A 21,025-nucleotide genomic window follows, 5' to 3' on the forward strand; every position below is an offset into this window, starting at 1 on the left:
CTGTCGACACGCAACCGGGCATCGCAGCCAAAATTGACCCAGGTCAGGATCGATCGGCAATTGCCGCCCTATCGTTCCGCCATGACCCCGAGAACCCCCTTAGCCCACTGGGCCCGTAGTGCACTAGTCGCGGTGCCGCTCATCCTTCTGAGCGGCTGCAAAATGGTGGTGATGGACCCCACCGGCGACATAGCCATACAGGAACGCAACCTCATCCTTGTCGCCACGGGCATGATGCTTCTGGTGATCCTGCCGGTCATGGCACTCACGGTCATCTTCGCGCTGCGCTACCGCAAAGGTCGCAATCCCAAGGCATACGACCCCCACTTCACGCACTCGACCCGGGTCGAACTGGTCGTCTGGACCATCCCGCTCCTCATCATCGCCTGCCTTGGCGTCATCACCTGGACGAGCACGCACCTGCTCGATCCCTTCCGTCCGCTGGACCGGATCTCGGCGACCAAGCCCCTTCCCAAAGACATGAAGCCGCTGGATATCCAGGTCGTGGCCATGGACTGGAAGTGGCTGTTCATCTACCCCGAGCAGGGCATCGCGACGGTGAACGAACTCGAGCTGCCCGTGGATGTGCCGGTGCGCTTCTCGATCACCGCGACCAGCCAGATGAACACGTTCTACGCGCCCACGATGGCCGGCATGATCTACGCCATGCCGGGCATGAAGTCGATGCTGCACGCGGTGCTCAATGAACCGGGCGACACCTGGGGCTACTCCGGCAATTACACCGGCGCAGGCTACTCGGACATGCGTTTCATGCTGCACGGGGTGGATCAGGCGGGCTTCGACGCCTGGGTGAGCAAGGTCAGGTCCTCCGGCGAGTCTCTGTCGACCGAACGTTACCTAACGCTCGACGAGCCCAGCGAAAAGGTGCCGGTGATGCACTTCGCCGCCGTCGAGGCCGACATCTTCAACCGGGCGGTCAACCGCTGCGTCAAGCCGGGCACGCCCTGCATCGCCGATGTCATGGCGTTGGACCGCGCCGCCGATCAGGGTCGCTACCAGGCACCCAGGGCCGCCGCCAGCGATGCGTCGATGCATGACGACATGTCCCACGACGCCATGCCACACGGCAGCCCCTGAGCGAACCCTCGCGCCGACACCCTCTTCTTCCTCTCCGCCCCGGCCGCCTCGTGTGGGCCGCGGGCCTGAACCCCGGGCCGACCATGCTAGACCAAGGCTTTCTCAAGGCACCACTCGGGCGGTTATCGCTCGATTCCCTTCCACTCCACGAGCCCATCCTGATCGGTACCTTCATCGGTGTCGCGGTGCTGGGCCTCGTCGTCGTCGCCGCGCTCACCTGGCTCGGCCGATGGGGCTGGCTCTGGCGTGAGTGGCTCACCAGCGTCGATCACAAGAAGATCGGCATCATGTACGTCATCCTCGGCATCATCATGCTGTTGCGCGGGTTTTCCGACGCGCTGATGATGCGCGCCCAGCAGGCGGTCGCCTTTGGCGCCAACCAGGGCTACCTGCCTGCCAGTCACTACGACCAGATCTTCACCGCGCACGGCACGATCATGATCTTCTTCGTGGCGATCCCGCTGGTGGTAGGCATCATCAACTTCGTGATGCCTCTGCAGATCGGCGCGCGCGACGTGGCGTTTCCGTATCTCAACAACCTCAGCTTCTGGCTGACCGCTGCCGGCGCGGTGCTGACGATGATCTCGCTCTTCGTGGGCGAGTTCGCGCGCACCGGCTGGTTGTCGTATGCCCCGCTGGCCGAGCTGCAGTACAGCCCCGACTCCGGTGTCGACTACTACCTGTGGTCCCTTGAGATAGCGGGTGTCGGTACGACGCTGTCCGCGATCAACATGGTGGCGACCATCATCAAGATGCGTGCCCCCGGCATGACCCTGATGAAGATGCCGGTGTTCACCTGGACCGCGCTGTGCAGCAACATCCTGGCGATCGCGATCTTCCCGGCACTCACCGCGGCGTTCTTCCTGCTGATCCTGGATCGCTATGCCGGCACGCAGTTCTTCACGAACGAGCTGGGCGGCAGCCCGATGATGTACTGGAACATGGTCTGGATCTGGGGTCACCCGGAGGTGTACGTCCTGATCCTGCCCGCTTTCGGCATCTACTCCGAGATCACCTCCACGTTCACCGGCAAGCGGCTGTTCGGCTACTCCTCGATGGTCTACGCCACCGTGGTCATCACTCTGCTTTCGTACCTTGTCTGGCTGCATCACTTCTTCACCATGGGCTCCGGCGCGTCGGTGAACTCGTTCTTCGGTATCGCGACGATGATCATCGCCATCCCGACCGGCGCCAAGGTGTTCAACTGGCTGTTCACCATGTATCGCGGCGAGATCCGCTTCGAGCTGCCGATGATGTGGGTGGTCGCGTTCATGCTGACCTTCGTGGTCGGTGGCATGACCGGCGTGCTGCTGGCCGTGCCGCCGGCGGACTTCGTGCTGCACAACTCGCTGTTCCTCGTCGCCCACTTCCACAACACGATCATCGGCGGCGTGGTGTTCGGCCTCTTCGCCGGCATGACGTACTGGTTCCCCAAGGCCTTCGGTTTCCGGATGGACGAGTTCTGGGGCAAGGTCGCCTTCTGGGGCTGGGTGGTCGGTTACTGGGTGGCCTGGACGCCGATCTACATCGTCGGCCTGATGGGCGTGCCGCGTCGCGTGCATCACCTGGACGATGTGTCGCTGCGCCCCTACTTCGTCGTCGCGGCCATCGGTGCGGTCATCATCCTGATCGGCATCCTCGGCTTCGTCATGAGCATCGTCATGGGAATCGTGAAGCGCAAGGCACTGGCCGACGTCACCGGCGATCCATGGAACGCCCGCACGCTCGAGTGGTCGACCTCGTCGCCGCCGCCGGCCTATAACTTCGCCTTCCAGCCGGTCGTGCACGACCTCGACGCCTGGCACGACATGAAGGAAAACGGTTATGTCCGCCCGACCACAGGCTTCAATCCGGTGCATATGCCGCGCAACACGGGTGTCGGCATCTATGTGGCCGCATTGAGCCTGACCCTCGGCTTCGGCATGGTCTGGTACATCTGGTGGCTTGCCGCGATCAGCTTCGTCGGCATCGTGCTGGTCTCGATCCTGCACACTTTCAACTATCGCCGCGACTACTTCATTCCCGGGCACGAGATCGCCATGACGGAAGACGCGCGCACGCGTTCACTGGCCACGGGAGCCTGATATGAGCAGCAACGTAGCCATGCCGAGCCGCCACGACGGTCCCGTAGCCACCCGCACCTGGTTCGTCGCCACGGAAGATCACGCACACGGTGGCGGTGCCACCCTGATCGGATTCTGGATCTATCTGATGAGCGATGCGCTCATCTTCGCCTCGCTGTTCGCGGTGTTCGGCGTGCTCGGCCGCAACTATGCCGGCGGCCCCGGCCCGAAGCAGCTGTTCGACCTGTCGCTGGTCGCTCTCAATACCGGCTTGCTGCTGGCGTCGTCCATCACCTTCGGCATCGCGATGATGGCGATGGAGTCGGATCGCGTGAAGCGGACGATGTTCTGGCTCGTCATCACCGGCCTGCTGGGCCTCGGCTTCCTGTGCGTCGAGATGCACGAGTTCGCCGAACTCGTCGCCCAGGGCGCCACACCCCAGCGCAGTGCCTTCCTCTCGATCTTCTTCACGCTGGTCGGAACCCACGGCGCCCATGTCGCATTCGGTCTGATCTGGCTGGTGACCATGCTGATCCAGATCGGTCAGCGAGGCCTCCACGTCGAGAACCGCCGCCGCATCGTCTGCCTGTCGATGTTCTGGCACTTCCTCGACATCGTCTGGATCGGCGTCTTCACCTTCGTCTACCTGTATGGAGTCATCCGGTGACCACTTCCGCCGCCTCCCATCCCGCCGATCCCGGCCACAGCCACGGCAACAAGCAACGTTTCATCACCGGCTCCGCCCTTGCCGTTCTGCTCACCGCGATTCCTTTCTGGCTGGTGATGAGCGGAGGATTGCACAGCGGCAGCGCCACGGCCCTGACGATCTTCGCCTTCGCCATGGTTCAGATCGTCGTCCATGTCGTTTATTTCCTGCATGTGGACACGAAGAGCGAGGGCGGATGGACGCTGATGGCGACCCTCTTCACGGCCATCATCGTCGTTCTGACGATCGTCGGTTCGATCTGGGTGATGTATCACCTGGACGTCAACATGATGCCGATGCCCACAGCGCCGGGCGGCATGGGCGCGATGCACTGAGTGTCCGTCGGGCCGGGGCGGACCGGGAGCGATCGTCGAGATGAACGGAGGGATGTCGTTCGCAAGAAGTTGCTTCGGGGCGTGGCTACACTTCGCCGCACGTCGCCGCGATTGATCTTCGAGCGTGGCGTCCGCACATCCGGAACAGGACGCCTCGCACGAACTTTCCGTCGTGCGGCGACTCAAACCGCCATCCCGCGCTTCGGACACCCACATGAAAAAGACGTTGCTTGCCCTTAGCCTGATGTTTGTCGCCGCGGCCGCCAGCGCCGGCGATTCGCCGAAGGACGTCCAGGCGATGATCGCCCGTGGCGACTTCCCCGCCGCCGAGACGGCGTTGCGTGAGGCCGTTTCGGAACACCCGCAGAGCGCCAAGGCGCACTACGTGCTGGCGGAAGTGCTTGCGCACGAAGGCAATATCGGTGAGGCCCGGGCGGAAGCCAACAAGGCCGCCACGCTGGATCCGGCGACCCGTTTCACCGATCCCGCCCGGTTCCAGCAGTTCCAGAGCAAACTCAACCAGGCCATGGCGCCGCCGTCGGCCAGTCGCCCGGCTGCCCGCCAGGCGGCTTACGGCGGTGCCCCGGCGGTGGCACCTCCGAAGGAGGCGTCCTTTCCATGGTCTGGACTTCTGATCGGCGCAGGAGTTATCGCGCTCATCGCCTTCCTGTGGTCTCGCCGCCGCCGTGATGTTGCGCCGCCTTTCGCCGGCGCGCCTTATGGTTCGCCCATGAACGGTGGCCCGGGCCCGGGTTATGGGCCGAACTACGGTTACCCGCCGCAGGCTCCCTCGTCGGGCGCCGGTGCCGCGGTGGCCGCGGGTCTGGGTGGTCTGGCCGCGGGCGCCCTGCTCGACGAGGCGTTCCGTAGCCACGGCTCGGGTGAGACCTCGCGCGAGGCGGGCTTCGCCAATCCACCGCCGCAGCAGGACGCCTCTCCGTCCGGTCAGGCGTATGACGACCTGCGCGACGATCCGATCGACATGGGCAACAACGACAGCTCGTGGGATCAGGGCGATTCGGGCGACAGCGGGAGCTTCGACGATAACCAGTGGTAAAACCTATGCTACGTTTCCCGCGCAGGGGGCAGTTTGTCGCGGGAGAACGGGCGCATGGCTGTCATCGTCGGGGCGGGCCGCAAGGGCCTGTGGGTGGGGTTGTTCGGTTGCATGATGGTAAGCCCGGCGCCCGCTGCATTCGCAGCGACGGCGCCGGGTTTCAATGTCGGTTCCGCTAACGTCGCGGTAGCCGACCCAGCGGTACCGAGGCCACCGGGCAAGGCGTGCACGGTCCAGCTGTTCGAGGGTTTCAGCTTTACCGACTTCTCCAACCACCCTTATACGTATACGCCACCGGTGGGCTGCGGCAAGTCGTGGTCGAAGGTCGTGCTGGAAGCGGATTTCTCCGTCACCGCCGGAAGGCAGTTCGACCGCACCGCGTCCTTGTGGCTCGGCGGTGCGAACCTCTATTTCGGTACCACGCAGGAACCTTCAGCCGCCGTCTCGCCGAGCTGGCACATCGAACGCGATGTCAGCGACTTCGCAAGTCTGCTCGGCAATGTGCAGACGGGTCAGGCGATCCTGGGCAACGTCGTCGACGGAACCTATACCGGTGTGATCAGTGGCTCGGCGCGGCTGGTCTTCTATCCCGCGAACGTACTGGCGCCGAAGGTCGATGCCCCGGATGCGGTATTTCCACTATCGGACGGCACGGCGGGCGGTCCGGTCACCCTGAACACCGGCGCGGACGTGCTATCACGCACGCTGACCTTGCCGACGAACGTCGAGCGCGCCTACCTGGACGTCTTCGCCCAGGGCCAGGGTGGTGACGAGTTCTGGTACTCCTGTGTGCCCGATGCGCTGGCTGAGGAGGCTCAGAGCTGCGGCGGCGGTTCGTACCGCGAGGTGCAGGTATCGATCGACGGAACCGCGGCAGGCGTCGCGCCGGTGTATCCGTGGATCTTCACCGGTGGCATCGATCCGTACATGTGGCGGCCCACGCCAGGCGTGCAGACACTGAATTTCCTGCCCTATCGCGTGGACCTTACACCGTTCGCCGCGTTGCTCAATGACGGCAAGGCGCATGCGGTGGCGATCGGCGTCACGGGAGCCAATGGCTATTTCGCGGTGACGGGCAACCTTTTTGTCTATCTCGATCGCGGTCGCAAGGTTCTCACGGGCAGCGTCACGGCCAATACGTTGCAGGGTCAGCCAGCTGTCGCCGCGGTCGACAACCGGCTGACCGACAACGCCGGAGTCGTCGCGGGCTCGGTGGCCACCCAGGCGTCGCGTCGCTTCCGCACCGCGGGCTATGTCGATACGTCTCACGGCAGGGTCACCACCGATGTGACGCAGACGGTGGCCTTCCGCAACACCCAGACCTTCGCCATCGACCCATCGCGGTATGACCAGCGCATCGATCAGCTGTCGACGGTCGACAGCACGACGAAGACACGGCAGGGTCCGTTCGGCGTTACCGTCACCAGCGAGGCGCATTTCGATTATCCACTGGTCGCCAGTTTCCGTTACACGTTCGACGCGGCCGGCAACGTCGCGACGGCGCCGAGCGCTGTCACGCAGGGCTATTCGAGGCAGTTCACGAAGAAGCTGGGCAGCCTCGTTCTCTATCGCAGCGACGTGGACAACAGCATCGATACCGCGGACACGCTGGTCTTCACGGACGGTGCGGTGACCAGCCACACCGGCCAGCGCAGCACGCAGGTGTTCCGCTTCAAGGACAACCTTGGCAGTTGCTACGGAAGGGATATCGCGACCGCGACAGGCGTACTGACCGCGGCGACGGATGGCGGCGATTGCGCGAAGGGGCGTAACCAGGTGCTGTGGTTCACACACCCGGATGGATCGCCGGATACGTCACGGACGGAAGACCCGGGTCTCTTCTGAACCAGGCTGTGGTGGGAGCCCGCCGTCATTGCGGCTCCCTATCACAGGGATGTGTCGATACGGGTGGCGTCTTCGGATCTATAATGGGGAATTCATCTGTATCGGTACCCGTCCGGGCATGGCTATCCTGAAAACGAATCAAGTCCTCGTCACCGTCGGCACGGCCTGCACCTTGTCGGCCGTCGGTTCGACGGAAACCTATCAGGCCCTCGTCGCCCGGTCGGAAGAATTCCTTCCGCTGGCCGCGTTCGACGCGGGTCTGGTGGAGATCGATCCGGAATCGGCCAGCGCAGCGGACGGCATGCGTTGGGCCGGCGGCGAACACGCAGGTGAACCCGTCACGCTGGACGAACTGAAGCGCCTGCACGGCGACAGTCTCCGCGCCAACAGCGGCATCCGCCATGTGCCCAACGTGCGCGAACTGGCGCCGCGCGTGGTAACCGACATCGCCGCACCGTTGCCGCACGATCTGGAGACCGTCGGACTGCGTCGCCTCGCCGGTCTGCGATACGAGGATATCCGCGCGTCGAAGCTCAAGGACATGCACGGTCTTTTCCAGGATGATCCGTTGCTCAGCCCGTCGTTGCAGGCCCAGCTGTTCGCCTACGGCGCGCTCGGCGCGCTGGCCGGCCTGCCGCGTCCGCTGTCCGAACTGGTCCCCAACCCGTTCGGCTTCCGTGTGGCGTCAGCGACGGCATTCGGCGGTAACGAAGCGCTGGGCCAATGGCTGCGGCCGGATGCGCCGCTGCCCGAAGGCGGCTTTCCGAAGGACACCTTCGCGGTCCGGCTGGCGCACTCGCTGGGTTCGCACGGCCCTGCCCTCGTCTCGACCATGCTGTCGCCGTCGTACAGCATCAGCCGCGTTCTGAAGAACCCGGAACTGCGCGAGTCGCTGCGCTCCGACGATGTCGGCTTCATGCGCGTTCCGCAGGCGCCGATGACCGCCGTGGGCGCCTGCGCGTCGAGTCTGGTCGCGCTGGCGGACATCGCGCCGCAACTGCTGTTCGACTACCCCGGTTTCCAGAAGCCGCAGATGGTGCTCCTTACCGCGGCCGACGCCGCGCTGCAGCCACGCTTCGGCATCCTCGAGGCGTTCGGCGGCGGTGCGCTGATGACCGGCGACAAGCTGGCCGCCAAGAACGCCGCGCACGACGACGGCAACGTTCGCAGCGTGCACGATTCGCTCGCGCCTTTCGACATCGATGCCGACGGCACCGTGGTCGGCCACGGAGGCTCGGGCCTGCTGGTGACGACCCTGGAATTCGCCCTCGTCAACCAGCTGGATATTACGTCCATCATCGTCGGCTGGGGCCAGAGTGCGGAAGCCGGTGGCAAGGCGCATTTCGCCGGTGTCGGCTTCGGCGGTGAGAACGCGCTGGTACAGGCGCTCGACATGGCCCATGCCGGCCATGGTTACGGCGTGCACGACTTCCAGTACCTCGCGGCGCACGCGACGGGCACGCGTACCAACTCCAAGACCGACCTCGGCACCGCACTGGCCGGTCTACGCGGCGCGGCGCAGCGTCAGGGTGTCGAAGGTGAACTGCCCAGGCTCTTCGTGGGCACGCCGAAGGCCGTCGGCGACGGTCACTCGATGGGCGAGACCGGCCTGAAGGCGCTGTCCCAGGCATTGCAGTTCGTACTCGGGCGCAAGGCGCCCGGCGTCCCGACACTGCGCCGTCTGGACCCCGATCTGGCCGATGTCGCGGCGCACTTCCATTTGCAGGCCGACCCGTCCGACGGCAACGCTGACGGCGGCGCCATCTGCGCCACGCAGGGTTTCGGCGGCTACAACGGCGCGGTGGCCCTGCGCTCCGCGACACCGGCGACGATCGCGAAATACGAAGGCGATCCGGCGGTACTCGAGGCGTATCTCGCCGCGTGGCCGACGATCCGCGCCGACCGCGAGAAGCGTGAGCGCGTCGCCCGCCGTAGCCCCAGGCTCGCCCTCAACATGGCCGAGACGCACCGCTGGATCGGCCTGGACTGATCACGGGGCGGATGCGACGAGGGGCAGTTCGATCAGCGCGAGCAGCCCCCCTTCCACGCGATTCGACAGCGTCAGGCGGCCGCCGTGCTCCTGCACGATGTCGCTGACGATCGACAGGCCAAGGCCCAGACTGCCCGGTCGCGCGTTACGGGACGGGTCCAGCCGGACGAAGGGCTCGATCACTTCGGCCAGCTGATGAGCCGGGATGCCGGGGCCGTCGTCCCCAATCGTCACCGCCACCTGGTCGCCGGCGGATGTGGCGATCACATCGATGCGCGAGCCGAACGCGATCGCGTTCTCGAGCAGGTTGCCGACCGCCCGCTGGATCGCATTCGGTTTGCACACGACCGTCAGGGCATCCGGCCCGGTGTAGTGGATCTCGACACCGGCATCCGCGTACTCGTCGCAGATCGTCTGCAACAGTGCCGCAAGATCGAGCGGCTCGAAGGCTTCCGACGAACTCCGGTTGCCGAGATAGCCGAGTGCGGAGGTCACCATGTCCTGCATCAGGATGGTCTCGCGCGACAGCTTCTGCACCATCTGTGTCGGTTCCGCCGTGTCCAGCTGGAGACGCATGCGGGTCAACGGCGATCGCATGTCGTGACTTATCGCGGCCAACATGCGGGTGCGGTCCTGGATCGAGCGCGTTACGCGCTCCTGCATCAGGTTGAACGCGTGCGCGGCACGCCGGATCTCGAGCGGACCTTCTTCCGCCAGTGGCACGAACGACATCTGTTCACCGAACGTCGTGACCTGGTCGGACAGCCGCCGCAGCGGACGTATGACCAGCCATACCGCCCATGCGGACATGAGAACGACCGCGACACCCAGAAAGACAAGTGCCCCGACCAACGGGAAGGTCAGCCGTCGACGGGTGCCGTTGACGGCATGCGTCCGCACCGCAAGCGTCTGCTCGCCCAGGCCGACAAGGATCTGCACACGGGTCTCGAGCGGCGCATCGCTGCATTCGCGCACGGTGACTTTCCCGCTCGTCGCGGCAAGGTCGTCCTGGAGTACCGCTTCCAGCTCACGCGTGTCTTTGGATAGCGCATCGCACACCGATGCCGCCGTCGCCAGTCTGGCCTCGGTAAGCGGCCAGCGCACGCCGGCCAGCAACGCGGCGCGATCGCGCTCCGGGACGCCACGCAAACCGTCCACCAGACTTTCGATACGAAAGGCGACCGACCACGGCCATGGTGGACGCGGTGGCGCGTTCGGGTAAAGCCACGAAAACAGGGCGAGGGAAAAGAGGAAAGTCACCGTCGACGAACTGGCCGTGATCATCAGAATCTGGCCGACGGTACTGCGGAAGAAGCGGCCGATCATCCGGCGGTCACATCGCGCTGAAATGCATAACCATCCGAACGCATGGTCCGAATGGGATCGTCGAGCGGATCGGTTCCGGCCAGCTTGCGACGCAGCCGACTGATGAGCAGATCCACCGAGCGCGCGGAGATCGGAAAGCCCTGGCCACGGGTCAGGCCGATGAGCTCGTCACGCGAGAGCACCTCGCGCGGATGCTGACACAGCGCGAGCAACAGATCCGTCTCCGTACCTGTCAGCGGAATGCGCACGCCCGCGTCGCTGCGCAGAAAGCGTTTTGCCGGGAAGAAGGTAAAGCCCTGGAAGCGCAGCACCAGGCCATCCGCGCCGCTTGCGGCGACCGTGGGAGCATCGGCCGCCATGGGTCGACGCAGCACGGCACGGATTCGCGCGACCAGTTCACGCAGATCCACCGGCTTGGTCATGTAATCGTCCGCGCCCAGCTCGAGACCGACCACCTTGTCGGTGGACTCACCCAGCGCGGTAAGCATGATGATCCGCGGCGAACCCCTGGCCTGCATGCGCCGGCAGAACGACAGCCCGTCCTCCCCGGGCAGCATGACGTCGAGCAGCATCACCTCGACATCGCCGCGTGCCAGCAGGGGCTCCGCCGCTTCCGCGCTGTCGGCTTCGGAGACGACGAACCCCTTCCCTCGCAGGAAGTCCGCCAGCGGCTGGCGAATACCGGGGTCGTCCTCGACCAGGAGAATGTGCGGAGTGGCCAACGCGCCCTGCCTTTTGCGGTTCGTCGATATTCTGCGGCATCCCCGAGGCGGATAACCAGCGAATGCGGTGTTTGTTTAAATACTGACACACTGTGTAAATGTGTTTTGATATCAACAAGATGCATTGTCGCGACAAGGGTCCGGTGTCACCGTGTCGACCATCCGAATCTCCCTGATGGCCCGCCATGCACCCGCGTACCGAACCGCAATCCTCCTCCACCCCGTCACGCCGTCGCGTCGGCCTTTGGGTATCCGTCGTCGCGGTCGTCCTCCTGATCGCCGCGTTCATCGCGTGGCGGGTGGTGTCGGGTACGGGTGGTAGCGGTCATCAGGGAGGTCCGGGCGCTCAGCAGACGGCGACCTCGGTCGGCGTGGCGACAGCCACCAGGGCCGACATCCCGGTCACGCTGGAGTCCATCGCCACGGTCACATCGCTGGCTACCGCCACCGTGAAGGCGCAGACCAGCGGCTACCTCACCTCCATCGCCTTTCGCGAAGGCCAGACGGTGAAGGCGGGCGACGTACTCGCGCAGGTGGACCCGCGTCCTTACCAGATCGCCCTGGCGCAGTATCAGGGCCAGCTGCAGAAGGATCAGGCCACGCTGGAAAACGCGCGCCTCGATCTGCGGCGCTACCAGCAGCTGATGAAACAGGACTCGACATCGAAGCAGACGGTGGACACCGCCATCGCTTCGGTGCACGAGTACGAAGGCACGGTGCGGACGGATCAGGCTCAGGTCGACACGCAGAAGCTCAACCTGACCTATGCGCGCATCACCTCGCCGATCGACGGCAGGACCGGCTTTCGCCAGGTGGACGTCGGCAACTACGTGACCTCGTCGGACACCGATGGCGTCGTGGTGGTGACCCAGATGGATCCGATCTCGGTCGTGTTCACGCTGCCGGAAGATTCGCTGGCCGCCGTGCTGAAGCCGTCGGCCGACGGTAAGCCGCGGCCGGTGTCCGTCTGGGACCGTACGTTCAGCACGAAGCTGGCCGATGGCACCCTGGATACGATCGACAACGCGGTCGATACGAGCACCGGCACGGTGAAGCTGCGTGCCTTGTTCGCCAATCCCGACGGGCGTCTGTTTCCCAACGAATTCGTCAACGCGTCGCTGCTGGTCGACACTCTGCGCGATGCCGTGACGGTGCCGACGACGGCCGTGCAGACCGGTACACCGGGCACCTATGTCTACGTGCTCAAGAGCGACCGCACGGTATCGCTGCGCAAGATCACGACCGGTCCTTCCGCCGACGGCAACGTCGCCGTGACCTCCGGACTGAACGTGGGCGACGTCGTGGTCGTGGACGGTGCGGATCACCTCAGTGACGGTGCCAGGGTCGTCGTGCCGGACGAGAAGAAGGCGTCGGTCTCCGGTAAGGCAGCCGCCACGGCCGCCCCATGAATCCGTCGCGCATCTTCATCCTGCGGCCGGTAGCGACCACGCTGCTGATGGCCGCCCTGCTCATCGTCGGCCTCGTCGCATGGCGCTCGTTGCCGCTCTCGGCCCTGCCGGCCGTCGAATACGCGACGATCCAGGTACAGACGTTCTATCCCGGTGCCAGTCCGGACGTCATGACCTCGGCGGTCACCGCGCCGCTCGAGCAGCAACTGGGCACGATGTCGGGCCTGAAGCAGATGTCGTCGCGCTCGTCGGCGGGTGCGTCGGTGATCACGCTGCAGTTCGACATGGCCGTGACCCTGGACGTCGCCGAGCAGGAAGTGCAGGCGTCGATCAACGCGGCCAACAGTTTGCTGCCCAGCGACCTGCCCGCACCGCCGGTGTATGCGAAGGTGAATCCCGCCGACGCGCCGATCATGACACTGGCGATCACCTCACCCACCCTGCCCCTGACCCAGGTGCAGACGCTGGCGGATACGCGTATCGCCCAGAAGATCTCCCAGCTTCCCGGCGTGGGCCTGGTGACGCTGAGTGGCGGCAACAAGCCGGCGATCCGCGTGCAGGCGAACATCCGCGCCATGTCCGCTTACGGTCTCAATATCGACGATCTGCGCACCACGCTGGACAACATCAACGTCAACACGCCCAAAGGCAGCATCGACGGCCCCAGACGCGCGTACACGATCGATGCCAACGACCAGATCCAGGATCCGGCCGACTACCTCGAGACGATCATCGCGTACAAGAACGGCCGCCCGGTCAAGCTGAAGGACGTTGCCACGGTCGTGGCCGGCTCGGAGAATGCGGAACTCGGGGCGTGGATGAATACGACGCCCGCCATCATTCTCAACGTTCAGCGCCAGTCCGGCGCGAACGTGATCCAGGTGGTGGACAACATCAAGTCGTCGCTCGCCCAGTGGACCGCCGGACTGCCCTCGTCCGTCCATGTGGCCGTCCTGACGGACCGCACGACCACCATTCGCGCGTCGGTCCAGGACGTGGAGTTCGAGCTGGCGCTGGCGGTGGCGCTCGTCGTCATGGTCATCTTCCTGTTCCTGCGCAATGTCCGCGCCACCATCATCCCGAGCCTGTCCGTGCCGCTGTCCCTGGTAGGCACCTTCGGCGCCATGTACCTGTGGGGCTTCAGCCTCGATAACCTTTCGCTGATGGCGCTGACCATCGCCACTGGATTCGTCGTGGATGACGCGATCGTGGTGATCGAGAACATCAGCCGCTACATCGAACAAGGCATGCGTCCGCTGGATGCCGCGCTGAAGGGCTCGGAAGAGATCGGCTTCACGATCATCTCGCTGACCGTGTCGCTGCTGGCGGTACTGATTCCGCTGTTCTTCATGAGCGATGTCATCGGCCGACTGTTCTACGAGTTCGCCGTGACCCTGGCGGTGACGATCGTCCTGTCCGCCGTGGTGTCGCTGACGCTGGTGCCCATGATGTGTGCGCGGCTGCTTCGTCAGCATCCGGCCGAGCCGAAACAGCTCGACGCCGGAAAGCGACCGGGATGGTTCGATCGCGTGATCCGCGGCTATGACCGCATTCTCACCATGGCGCTCGACCACAAGTGGATCACGCTCGGCGTGGCCGCAGGCTCGGTCGTGCTGACGGTCCTGCTCTACATCGTGGTCCCCAAGGGCTTCTTCCCGAGCCAGGACACCTCGGTGATCCAGGGCATTACGCAGGCATCCCAGTCGATCTCCTATGACGATATGCGCAAGCGTCAGCTGGCGCTGGCCGAGGTGCTGCTGAAGGATCGCGACGTCGTCAGCCTGTCCTCGTTCATCGGCGTGGACGGTACCAACACGACACTGAGTTCGGGCCGTTTCCAGATCAACGTCCTGCCCAAGGATCAGCGCGACGATTCCATCGACGAAATCATCCGCCGCATCCAGAAGGACGCCGCGAAAATCGCCGGCATCACGCTCTACATGCAGCCGGTACAGGATCTGACCGTCGATACCGAGGTCAGCGCCACCCAGTACCAGTTCATCCTGGACAACCCGTCGCTGGACGAACTGTCCACCTGGACGCCGAAGCTGCTCGCCGAGCTGCGCAAGTCCTCCGAACTGGCGGACGTGACGAGCGACTTGCAGGACAACGCCCTCGCGGCCACGGTCGTGGTCGACCGCGCCACCGCCGCGCGTTTCGGCATCACGCTGGCGACCATCGACAACGCCCTCTACGACAACTTCGGCCAGCGCATCGTCAGCACCGTGTTCACCCAGTCGAGTCAGATGCGGGTGATCCTCGAAATGGATCCGACGCTCGGGCGCGGCCTGAAGACGCTCGATTCCATCTATCTGTCTTCGGCCACCGCCACGACGGGCCAGGTCCCGCTGAGCTCGATCGCAAAAGTCGTGGTGACACATAAGCCGAACCAGATCGGCCACCTCGCACAGTTCCCTGCCACCACCGTATCGTTCAACCTGGCGCCCGGCGCGTCGCTGGGCGCGGCGGTCGACGCCGTGAATCAGGCGCGTAAGACCGTCGGCCTGCCCGGGAGCTTCGGTGTGAACTTCCAGGGCGCGACCGATGCGTTTCAGTCGTCGCTGTCCAACGAACTGTATCTGGTGCTGGCCGCGGTCCTGGTCATGTACGTGGTGCTGGGCGTGTTGTACGAGAGCTTCATCCATCCGCTCACCATTTTGTCGACGCTGCCGTCGGCGGGTATCGGAGCGCTGCTGGCCATGGAGATCAGCGGGTCCGGGCTCGATATCATCGGCATCATCGGTATCGTCCTGCTGATCGGTATCGTGAAGAAGAACGCGATCATGATGATCGACTTCGCACTGGCCGCCGAACGCGAGGAAGGCCTCAGCCCACGCGAGGCCATTCACAAAGCCTGCCTGCTGCGCCTGCGCCCGATCCTGATGACGACGATGGCCGCGCTCATCTCGGCCGTGCCACTCGCTCTGGGCCATGGCAGCGGTTCCGAGCTGCGCCATCCGCTCGGCGTGGCGATGATCGGGGGCCTGCTGGTCAGCCAGCTGCTGACGCTGTTCACCACACCGGCGGTGTATCTGGTGCTGGACCTTGCCGCGCAGCGGTTCCGTCACCATCGCGCCGGCCTGCCCGGTCACGAGGCAAGCCAATCGTGAACCTCAGCGCGATCTTCATCCGGCGCCCGGTCGCGACCATCCTGCTGACCGCGGCCATCGCCGTGGCCGGTGTCCTGGCTTTCCGTCTGCTGCCGGTGGCACCGCTGCCCAACGTCGACTTCCCGACCATCCGCGTGCAGGCGCAGATGGCCGGAGCCAGTTCGGACACCATGGCGTCGACCGTGGCGGCACCGTTGGAACGTCGGCTGGGCCAGATCGCGGACGTGACGGAGATGACGTCGCAGAGCAGCCTGGGCTCGTCGAACATCACGCTGCAGTTCGGTCTGGACCGCGATATCGAAGGCGCGGCACGCGACGTGGAGGCGGCGATCAATGGGGCCCGCGCGGATCTGCCCGCCAGTCTCAAGGCCAACCCGACCTACCGGAAGTCCAATCCGGCGGATGCGCCGATCATGATTCTGTCGATGACCTCGGACAAGCTGACTACCGGCCAACTTTACGATCAGGCCTCGAACATTCTCGAGCAGCGTCTGCTCCAGGTGCAGGGCGTCGGCAATGTCGACCTCAACGGCGGTTCATTGCCGGCCGTACGCGTGGAAATCAATCCCGGCAAGGTGTTCAAGTACGGCATCGGTCTGGAAGACGTGCGTGCCGCGTTGTCCGCCGCCAATGCCGACAGCGCCAAGGGCGTGGTCAACGAGGGCAATCTCCGTTACCAGCTCTACGCCAACGACCAGGTCTCCGAGGCCAGCGACTATCGCGATCTGATCGTCGCCTGGCGCAACCAGCGACCTGTCTACCTCAAGGACATCGCCGAGATCGACGATTCGGTGGAAAGCCTGCGCAACGTCGGCATGGTCAATGGCAAGCAGGGCATCATGCTGTTTATCTTCAAACAGCCCGGCGGCAATATCGTCAACACGGTGGACGGTATCCGCAAGGTGCTGCCGCAGCTGGAGGCCGCCCTCCCCGCCGGCACGCATATGACGATCGCCGCGGATCGCAGCAGCACCATCCGCGCCTCGCTGTCGCATACTGAAGAAACGCTTGTCGTCGCCGTGGTCCTGGTAGTCCTGGTCGTGCTGGTCTTCCTGCGCGAGTGGCGAGCCACGTTGATTCCCGCCGTGGCGGTGCCCGTGTCGATCCTCGGGACGTTCGCGATCATGCGTCTTTGCGGATTCACGCTGGACAATCTGTCGCTGATGGCCCTGACGATCGCCACGGGTTTCGTGGTCGACGATGCCATCGTCGTCCTGGAAAACATCACGCGGCACCGCGAGGCGGGTATGCCTCGCGTCGAGGCGGCCCTGACCGGTGCCAGAGAGGTCGGCTTTACCGTGCTGTCGATGAGCGTATCGCTGATCGCGGTTTTCCTGCCTATCGTGCTGCTGGGCGATATCGTGGGACGGCTGTTCCGTGAGTTCGCGCTGGTGCTGTCCGTCGCCATCGGTATATCGCTCGTGCTGGCCTTGTCGACCACTCCGATGATGTGCGCGCTGTTGCTGAAGGACGAAACGACGCCGAAGCGGCCGGGCCGCGTCAGTCGCTTCATCGAACGACGCATTCAGGCGGTTCACGACCTTTATGCGCGAACGCTCGGCATCGCGCTGAGGCACCCGCTGGCGGTAATACTTACCTTCTTTCTGACCATCGGCGCCACCGTCGTGCTTTTCACGATCATTCCGAAAACCCTGTTCCCTCAGCAGGACACCGGACTGATGATAGGCGGCATCAACGCCGACGAAAGTACGTCGTTCCAGTCGATGCGCACCAAGCTCACCGAAGCGCAGGCCATCGTGCAGGCGGATCCGGCCGTGCAGACGGTGGTCGGGTTCACCGGCGGCCGCGGTACCAGCACGGCCAACGTCATTGTCGCGCTGAAGCCGCTCGAGGAGCGGACGGCATCGGCGGCACAGGTCATCGCCCGGCTGCGCCCGAAGCTGGCGAACATTCCCGGTGCCCGGCTGATGATGTTCCCGATGCAGGACCTGTCCGCCGGTGGCCGACAGAGCTTCGCGCAGTTCCAGTACACGCTGCAGTCCGATGACAGTGCGCTGCTGAGTGTCTGGTCGAACAAGCTGCTCGACGCACTGAAGTCCAACAAGATGCTCGCCGATGTGAACTCCGACCAGCAGACCGGCGGCCTCGAGACCCGGGTCGTGCTGGACCGCCCGACCATCGCGCGGCTCGGCCTGACACCCGACATCATCGACGCGACGCTTTACGACGCTTACGGCGAGCGTACGGTGTCGACGATCTACAAGGCTCAGAACCAGTACCACGTCGTCATGGAACTCGCGCCGCGGTACCTGCAGGATCCCGAGACGATCAAGGGCATCTACGTCGGCACGTCGGGCGAAGCCGCCAGCGGCACGTCGTCGACCAATGCCACGTCGAACACCACCAGTGCGGCGAGTACATCCGCAACGTCCACGTCCTCCGCGGCGACCAACGCCGCGACCAACTCGATCGCGACGAGCGGCGGAAGCGCCTCCAGCGGCTCCGCGGTCAGCACGACGGCCGGCACCATGATTCCGCTCTCCTCGTTCGCCACGCTGGCCACCGGCAATACGCCTGTGCAGGTGAGCCACCAGGGCCAGGCCGTCGCGACCACGCTTTCGTTCAACCTGGCGCCGGGCTATGGACTGGCGGATGCGACCAGGGCCATCGAGCAGGCCACGCAGGCCATTCGCATGCCTGTGTCGGTGCGTGGGTCGTTCGGCGGCACGGCAGGCAAGTCGCAGTCGATCATCGCCACGATGCCGCTGCTGATCGGTGCCGCGCTGCTTGCCGTCTATGCGGTTCTGGGCATCCTCTACGAGAGCTACGTCCATCCGCTGACGATCCTGTCGACGTTGCCGTCCGCCGGTGCCGGTGCCGTACTGGCCCTCTTGCTGACCGGTACCGAATTCAGTGTCATCGCGCTGATCGGTGTGTTCCTGCTCATCGGCATCGTCAAGAAGAACGCGATCATGATGGTCGACTTCGCCCTTGAAGCCGAACGCAACGAAGGCCTCGAACCGCTCCAGGCGATCGAGCGTGCCTGTCTGCTGCGCTTCCGTCCCATCCTGATGACGACCTGCGCCGCCCTGCTCGGTGCCTTACCTCTCGTGCTCGATCACGGCATGGGCGCGGAGCTGCGCCGCCCGCTCGGCATCTCGATCATCGGCGGCCTCGTCGTCAGCCAGCTGCTCACGCTGTACACGACGCCCGTCGTCTACCTCTACCTCGACCGCTTCCGCCATCGCTCGCTGGGCTTCTGGCACCGGGCGTTCCCCGGCGCGGCCCTGCCGGATACCCGTCCATGAACCGACTGACCCCCATCTTCCTCGTTGCAGCGATCAGCACCGCCCTCGGCGCCTGCGCCGTCGGGCCGAATTACGAACGCCCGTCGGCACCGGCGCCGACCGCGTTCAGGGAGGCGCCGGCCGGATGGCAGGCGGCGCAACCGAAGGACGCGGCGCAGCGCGGTCCCTGGTGGAGCGTCTATGGCGATCCCTTGCTCGATCGGCTCGTGTCCCGTGTCGCCATCGACAATCAGAACCTGAAAGCCTACGAAGCCGCGTATCGCGAGGCCGTGGCCGTCGTGGGCGAAGCGCGCGCCGGCTTGTCGCCCACGGTGGATCTCGCGCCGACCGCCAGCCGCCAGCACAGTGCGCGCAGCAACAGCACCACCCGCGCGGCGACCGCATCGGGCACGTGGGAGCCCGATCTGTGGGGTAAGGCCCGTCGGCAGATCGAGAGCGACACGGCCTCCGCGCAGGCAAGCGCGGCTGAACTGGCCGATCTCACCCTCTCCGCGCAGGCGGAGCTGGTCACCGATTATTTCGAACTGCGCTATCAGGACTCGCTCATCGTGCTCTACCAGCGCACGGTGAATGCCTATGAGCGCAGCCAGCGCATCGCGCAGAACCAGTACGACGCGGGCACCGTGGCACGTTCGGATGTGATCACCGCACAGACCACTCTCGCCACGGCCCGCGCGTCACTCGTCGGCGCGGAGCGCCTGCGTGACCAGTACGAACATGCGATCGCGCTGCTGGTCGGCAAAGCGCCGGCCGAGCTGACCATTCCGGCGGCCACGCTGGACACGCCTCTACCCGAGGTCGCCGGTGTGCTGCCTTCCGCACTGCTCGAGCGCCGGCCGGATATCGCGGAAGCGGAGCGCAGGATGCAGCAGCAGAGCGCCCAGGTCGGTGTCGCGCAGGCGGCGTATTACCCGACCATCGACCTGTCGGCGGAAGCCGGATACTCGGGTCTGGGCAAGCTCCTGTCCGCCCCGAATGAGCTCTGGTCGCTGGCAGGAACGGCGACGGAGACCCTCTTCGACGGTGGCCAGCGCAGATCCACGGTCGAAGCCGCGCGCGCGGCCTACGACCAGAGTGTCGCCAGTTACCGGCACACCGTGCTCGCCGCCTTTCAGGACGTCGAGGACGAGTTGTCCAACCTGCGCGTGCTCGCGCAGCAGTCGGTCGCGCAGGATGAGGCACTGCGCCTCGCACGGCAGGCCGAAACGATCGCGACCAATGAATACCAGGCGGGCACCGTCGACTACACCACGGTCGTGACGGCCCAGGCCACCGCGCTCTCAGCCGAACAGAGCAGCCTTCAGATCACCGAGCAGCGCCTTGTGGCGACGGCGAGCCTGATCCGCGCCCTCGGTGGTGGCTGGTCGACGGCGGACATGGCCAGGGCGCCCTGAGGTCGAAGAATGTCCCGCGGGTCAGAGCCACACCGATACGTTCGAGGTATTGCCCGCACGAATATCGTATGAGCAGCGAAACGTAAACTTACGCGTGCCGCCCGATCCGTCGCGAAGATGCCCTCCGCCTGCGATGTCGGTCCTGCTTTCCGTAGCGGGCGATGCGTGCGCCTCGTCGACCTCGACCTGACTGGCCATGGCGTTGCGCGACCGCACCTCGCGATTCACGGCATCGCCGCAGGCGCCGATGGCGACATCGTCCGTCGCGCGGTGCTCGCGGGCCTCGGTGAATGACGACTGTGCCCAGCCCACGACCGGCACGACCGCGGCGATGCCCATCCACAGGAATATACGCACGAGCCCCTCCTTCGGCACCAAGGCCGAGGTGTTGTCCGGGTTCGATCTTTTGCCCGCACCGGTGCAGCCGCGGTGAAATCCAGGTCGTTGCCGCAGGAAGCCGCCCTTCCGGCAGGAAATCGCAACCTGTCGTGGCATTTCACGATGCTGATGAGATTTTTCGTGAGAGCGCGACGGATCGAACACGCGGTGACGGAAATCTCGCGGATATCGAATCATCTCGCGGACGCAAAAAAACGCGCTATAGCATTTGCATATTCGCACCGTGTTTTTAGCTGTTTCATGCATGGTCTCATTCACTAGATTGCGCGCATCGCACCATCACGGAATGCGGACTACGCGTA

14 protein-coding genes are annotated in these 21,025 nt (G+C 64.9%); 11 read left to right on the forward strand and 3 right to left on the reverse strand.

Annotation, left to right across the window (positions count from 1 at the left end; genetic code table 11):
• Nucleotides 1-81: 81 nt before the first annotated feature.
• The 7 genes from cyoA (at nucleotide 82) to B5X73_RS00260 (ending at nucleotide 9,094) form a co-directional block, all read left to right on the forward strand.
• Nucleotides 82-1,098, forward strand: a complete 1,017-nt coding sequence (gene cyoA / locus B5X73_RS00230) for a ubiquinol oxidase subunit II (RefSeq protein WP_079519818.1) — start codon at nucleotides 82-84, stop codon at nucleotides 1,096-1,098.
• Nucleotides 1,099-1,181: 83 nt separating this feature from the next.
• Nucleotides 1,182-3,182 carry a cytochrome o ubiquinol oxidase subunit I gene (gene cyoB, locus B5X73_RS00235; protein WP_079519820.1) on the forward strand — a complete coding sequence of 667 codons (2,001 nt, stop codon included), beginning with the start codon at nucleotides 1,182-1,184 and terminating at the stop codon, nucleotides 3,180-3,182.
• Between the two features lie 19 nt (nucleotides 3,183-3,201).
• Entirely contained in the window at nucleotides 3,202-3,828 is a 627-nt protein-coding gene (gene cyoC, locus B5X73_RS00240) for a cytochrome o ubiquinol oxidase subunit III (RefSeq protein ID WP_217699724.1), read from the forward strand.
• The gene (cyoD, locus tag B5X73_RS00245) at nucleotides 3,825-4,202 is read left to right on the forward strand and encodes a cytochrome o ubiquinol oxidase subunit IV (RefSeq protein ID WP_139382599.1); all 378 of its coding nucleotides are present in this window, start codon (nucleotides 3,825-3,827) and stop codon (nucleotides 4,200-4,202) included. The genes cyoC and cyoD overlap by 4 nt, the downstream gene beginning before the upstream one ends.
• A 214-nt stretch (nucleotides 4,203-4,416) precedes the next feature.
• Nucleotides 4,417-5,259 carry a tetratricopeptide repeat protein gene (locus B5X73_RS00250; RefSeq protein ID WP_139382600.1) on the forward strand — a complete coding sequence of 281 codons (843 nt, stop codon included), beginning with the start codon at nucleotides 4,417-4,419 and terminating at the stop codon, nucleotides 5,257-5,259.
• Nucleotides 5,260-5,313: 54 nt separating this feature from the next.
• On the forward strand, nucleotides 5,314-7,104 hold the full coding sequence (locus tag B5X73_RS00255; protein WP_079519826.1) for a peptide-N4-asparagine amidase: 1,791 nt from the start codon (nucleotides 5,314-5,316) through the stop codon (nucleotides 7,102-7,104).
• Between the two features lie 118 nt (nucleotides 7,105-7,222).
• Nucleotides 7,223-9,094 carry a beta-ketoacyl-[acyl-carrier-protein] synthase family protein gene (locus B5X73_RS00260; RefSeq protein ID WP_079519828.1) on the forward strand — a complete coding sequence of 624 codons (1,872 nt, stop codon included), beginning with the start codon at nucleotides 7,223-7,225 and terminating at the stop codon, nucleotides 9,092-9,094.
• On the opposite strand, the gene B5X73_RS00265 is transcribed toward B5X73_RS00260, so the two are convergent.
• Both B5X73_RS00265 and B5X73_RS00270 read right to left on the reverse strand, forming a co-directional pair.
• Nucleotides 9,095-10,420 carry an ATP-binding protein gene (locus B5X73_RS00265; RefSeq protein WP_079519830.1) on the reverse strand — a complete coding sequence of 442 codons (1,326 nt, stop codon included), beginning with the start codon at nucleotides 10,418-10,420 and terminating at the stop codon, nucleotides 9,095-9,097.
• On the reverse strand, nucleotides 10,417-11,142 hold the full coding sequence (locus B5X73_RS00270; RefSeq protein WP_139382601.1) for a response regulator transcription factor: 726 nt from the start codon (nucleotides 11,140-11,142) through the stop codon (nucleotides 10,417-10,419). Before B5X73_RS00270 ends, B5X73_RS00265 begins: the two co-directional genes overlap by 4 nt.
• A 185-nt stretch (nucleotides 11,143-11,327) precedes the next feature.
• On the opposite strand from B5X73_RS00270, the gene B5X73_RS00275 reads away from it, so the two are divergent.
• Genes B5X73_RS00275 through B5X73_RS00290 form a run of 4 tightly spaced genes read left to right on the forward strand, consistent with a single transcriptional unit; the run spans nucleotide 11,328 to nucleotide 20,324 of the window.
• Nucleotides 11,328-12,551 (forward strand): MdtA/MuxA family multidrug efflux RND transporter periplasmic adaptor subunit, encoded by a 1,224-nt coding sequence (locus B5X73_RS00275; protein ID WP_079519834.1) that lies wholly within the window; start codon nucleotides 11,328-11,330, stop codon nucleotides 12,549-12,551.
• Nucleotides 12,548-15,661: an efflux RND transporter permease subunit gene (locus B5X73_RS00280; protein WP_079519836.1), complete on the forward strand. Its 3,114-nt coding sequence runs from the start codon at nucleotides 12,548-12,550 to the stop codon at nucleotides 15,659-15,661. Before B5X73_RS00275 ends, B5X73_RS00280 begins: the two co-directional genes overlap by 4 nt.
• Nucleotides 15,658-18,930, forward strand: coding sequence for an efflux RND transporter permease subunit (locus tag B5X73_RS00285; RefSeq protein WP_079519838.1), 3,273 nt, complete (start codon nucleotides 15,658-15,660; stop codon nucleotides 18,928-18,930). The genes B5X73_RS00280 and B5X73_RS00285 overlap by 4 nt, the downstream gene beginning before the upstream one ends.
• On the forward strand, nucleotides 18,927-20,324 hold the full coding sequence (locus tag B5X73_RS00290) for an efflux transporter outer membrane subunit (protein ID WP_079519840.1): 1,398 nt from the start codon (nucleotides 18,927-18,929) through the stop codon (nucleotides 20,322-20,324). The genes B5X73_RS00285 and B5X73_RS00290 overlap by 4 nt, the downstream gene beginning before the upstream one ends.
• Before the next feature lie 21 nt (nucleotides 20,325-20,345).
• On the opposite strand, the gene B5X73_RS00295 is transcribed toward B5X73_RS00290, so the two are convergent.
• Nucleotides 20,346-20,681, reverse strand: a complete 336-nt coding sequence (locus B5X73_RS00295; RefSeq protein ID WP_139382602.1) for a hypothetical protein — start codon at nucleotides 20,679-20,681, stop codon at nucleotides 20,346-20,348.
• Nucleotides 20,682-21,025: the final 344 nt, after the last annotated feature.

Source organism: Luteibacter sp. 22Crub2.1, from assembly GCF_900167995.1.
Lineage (GTDB): Bacteria > Pseudomonadota > Gammaproteobacteria > Xanthomonadales > Rhodanobacteraceae > Luteibacter > Luteibacter mycovicinus.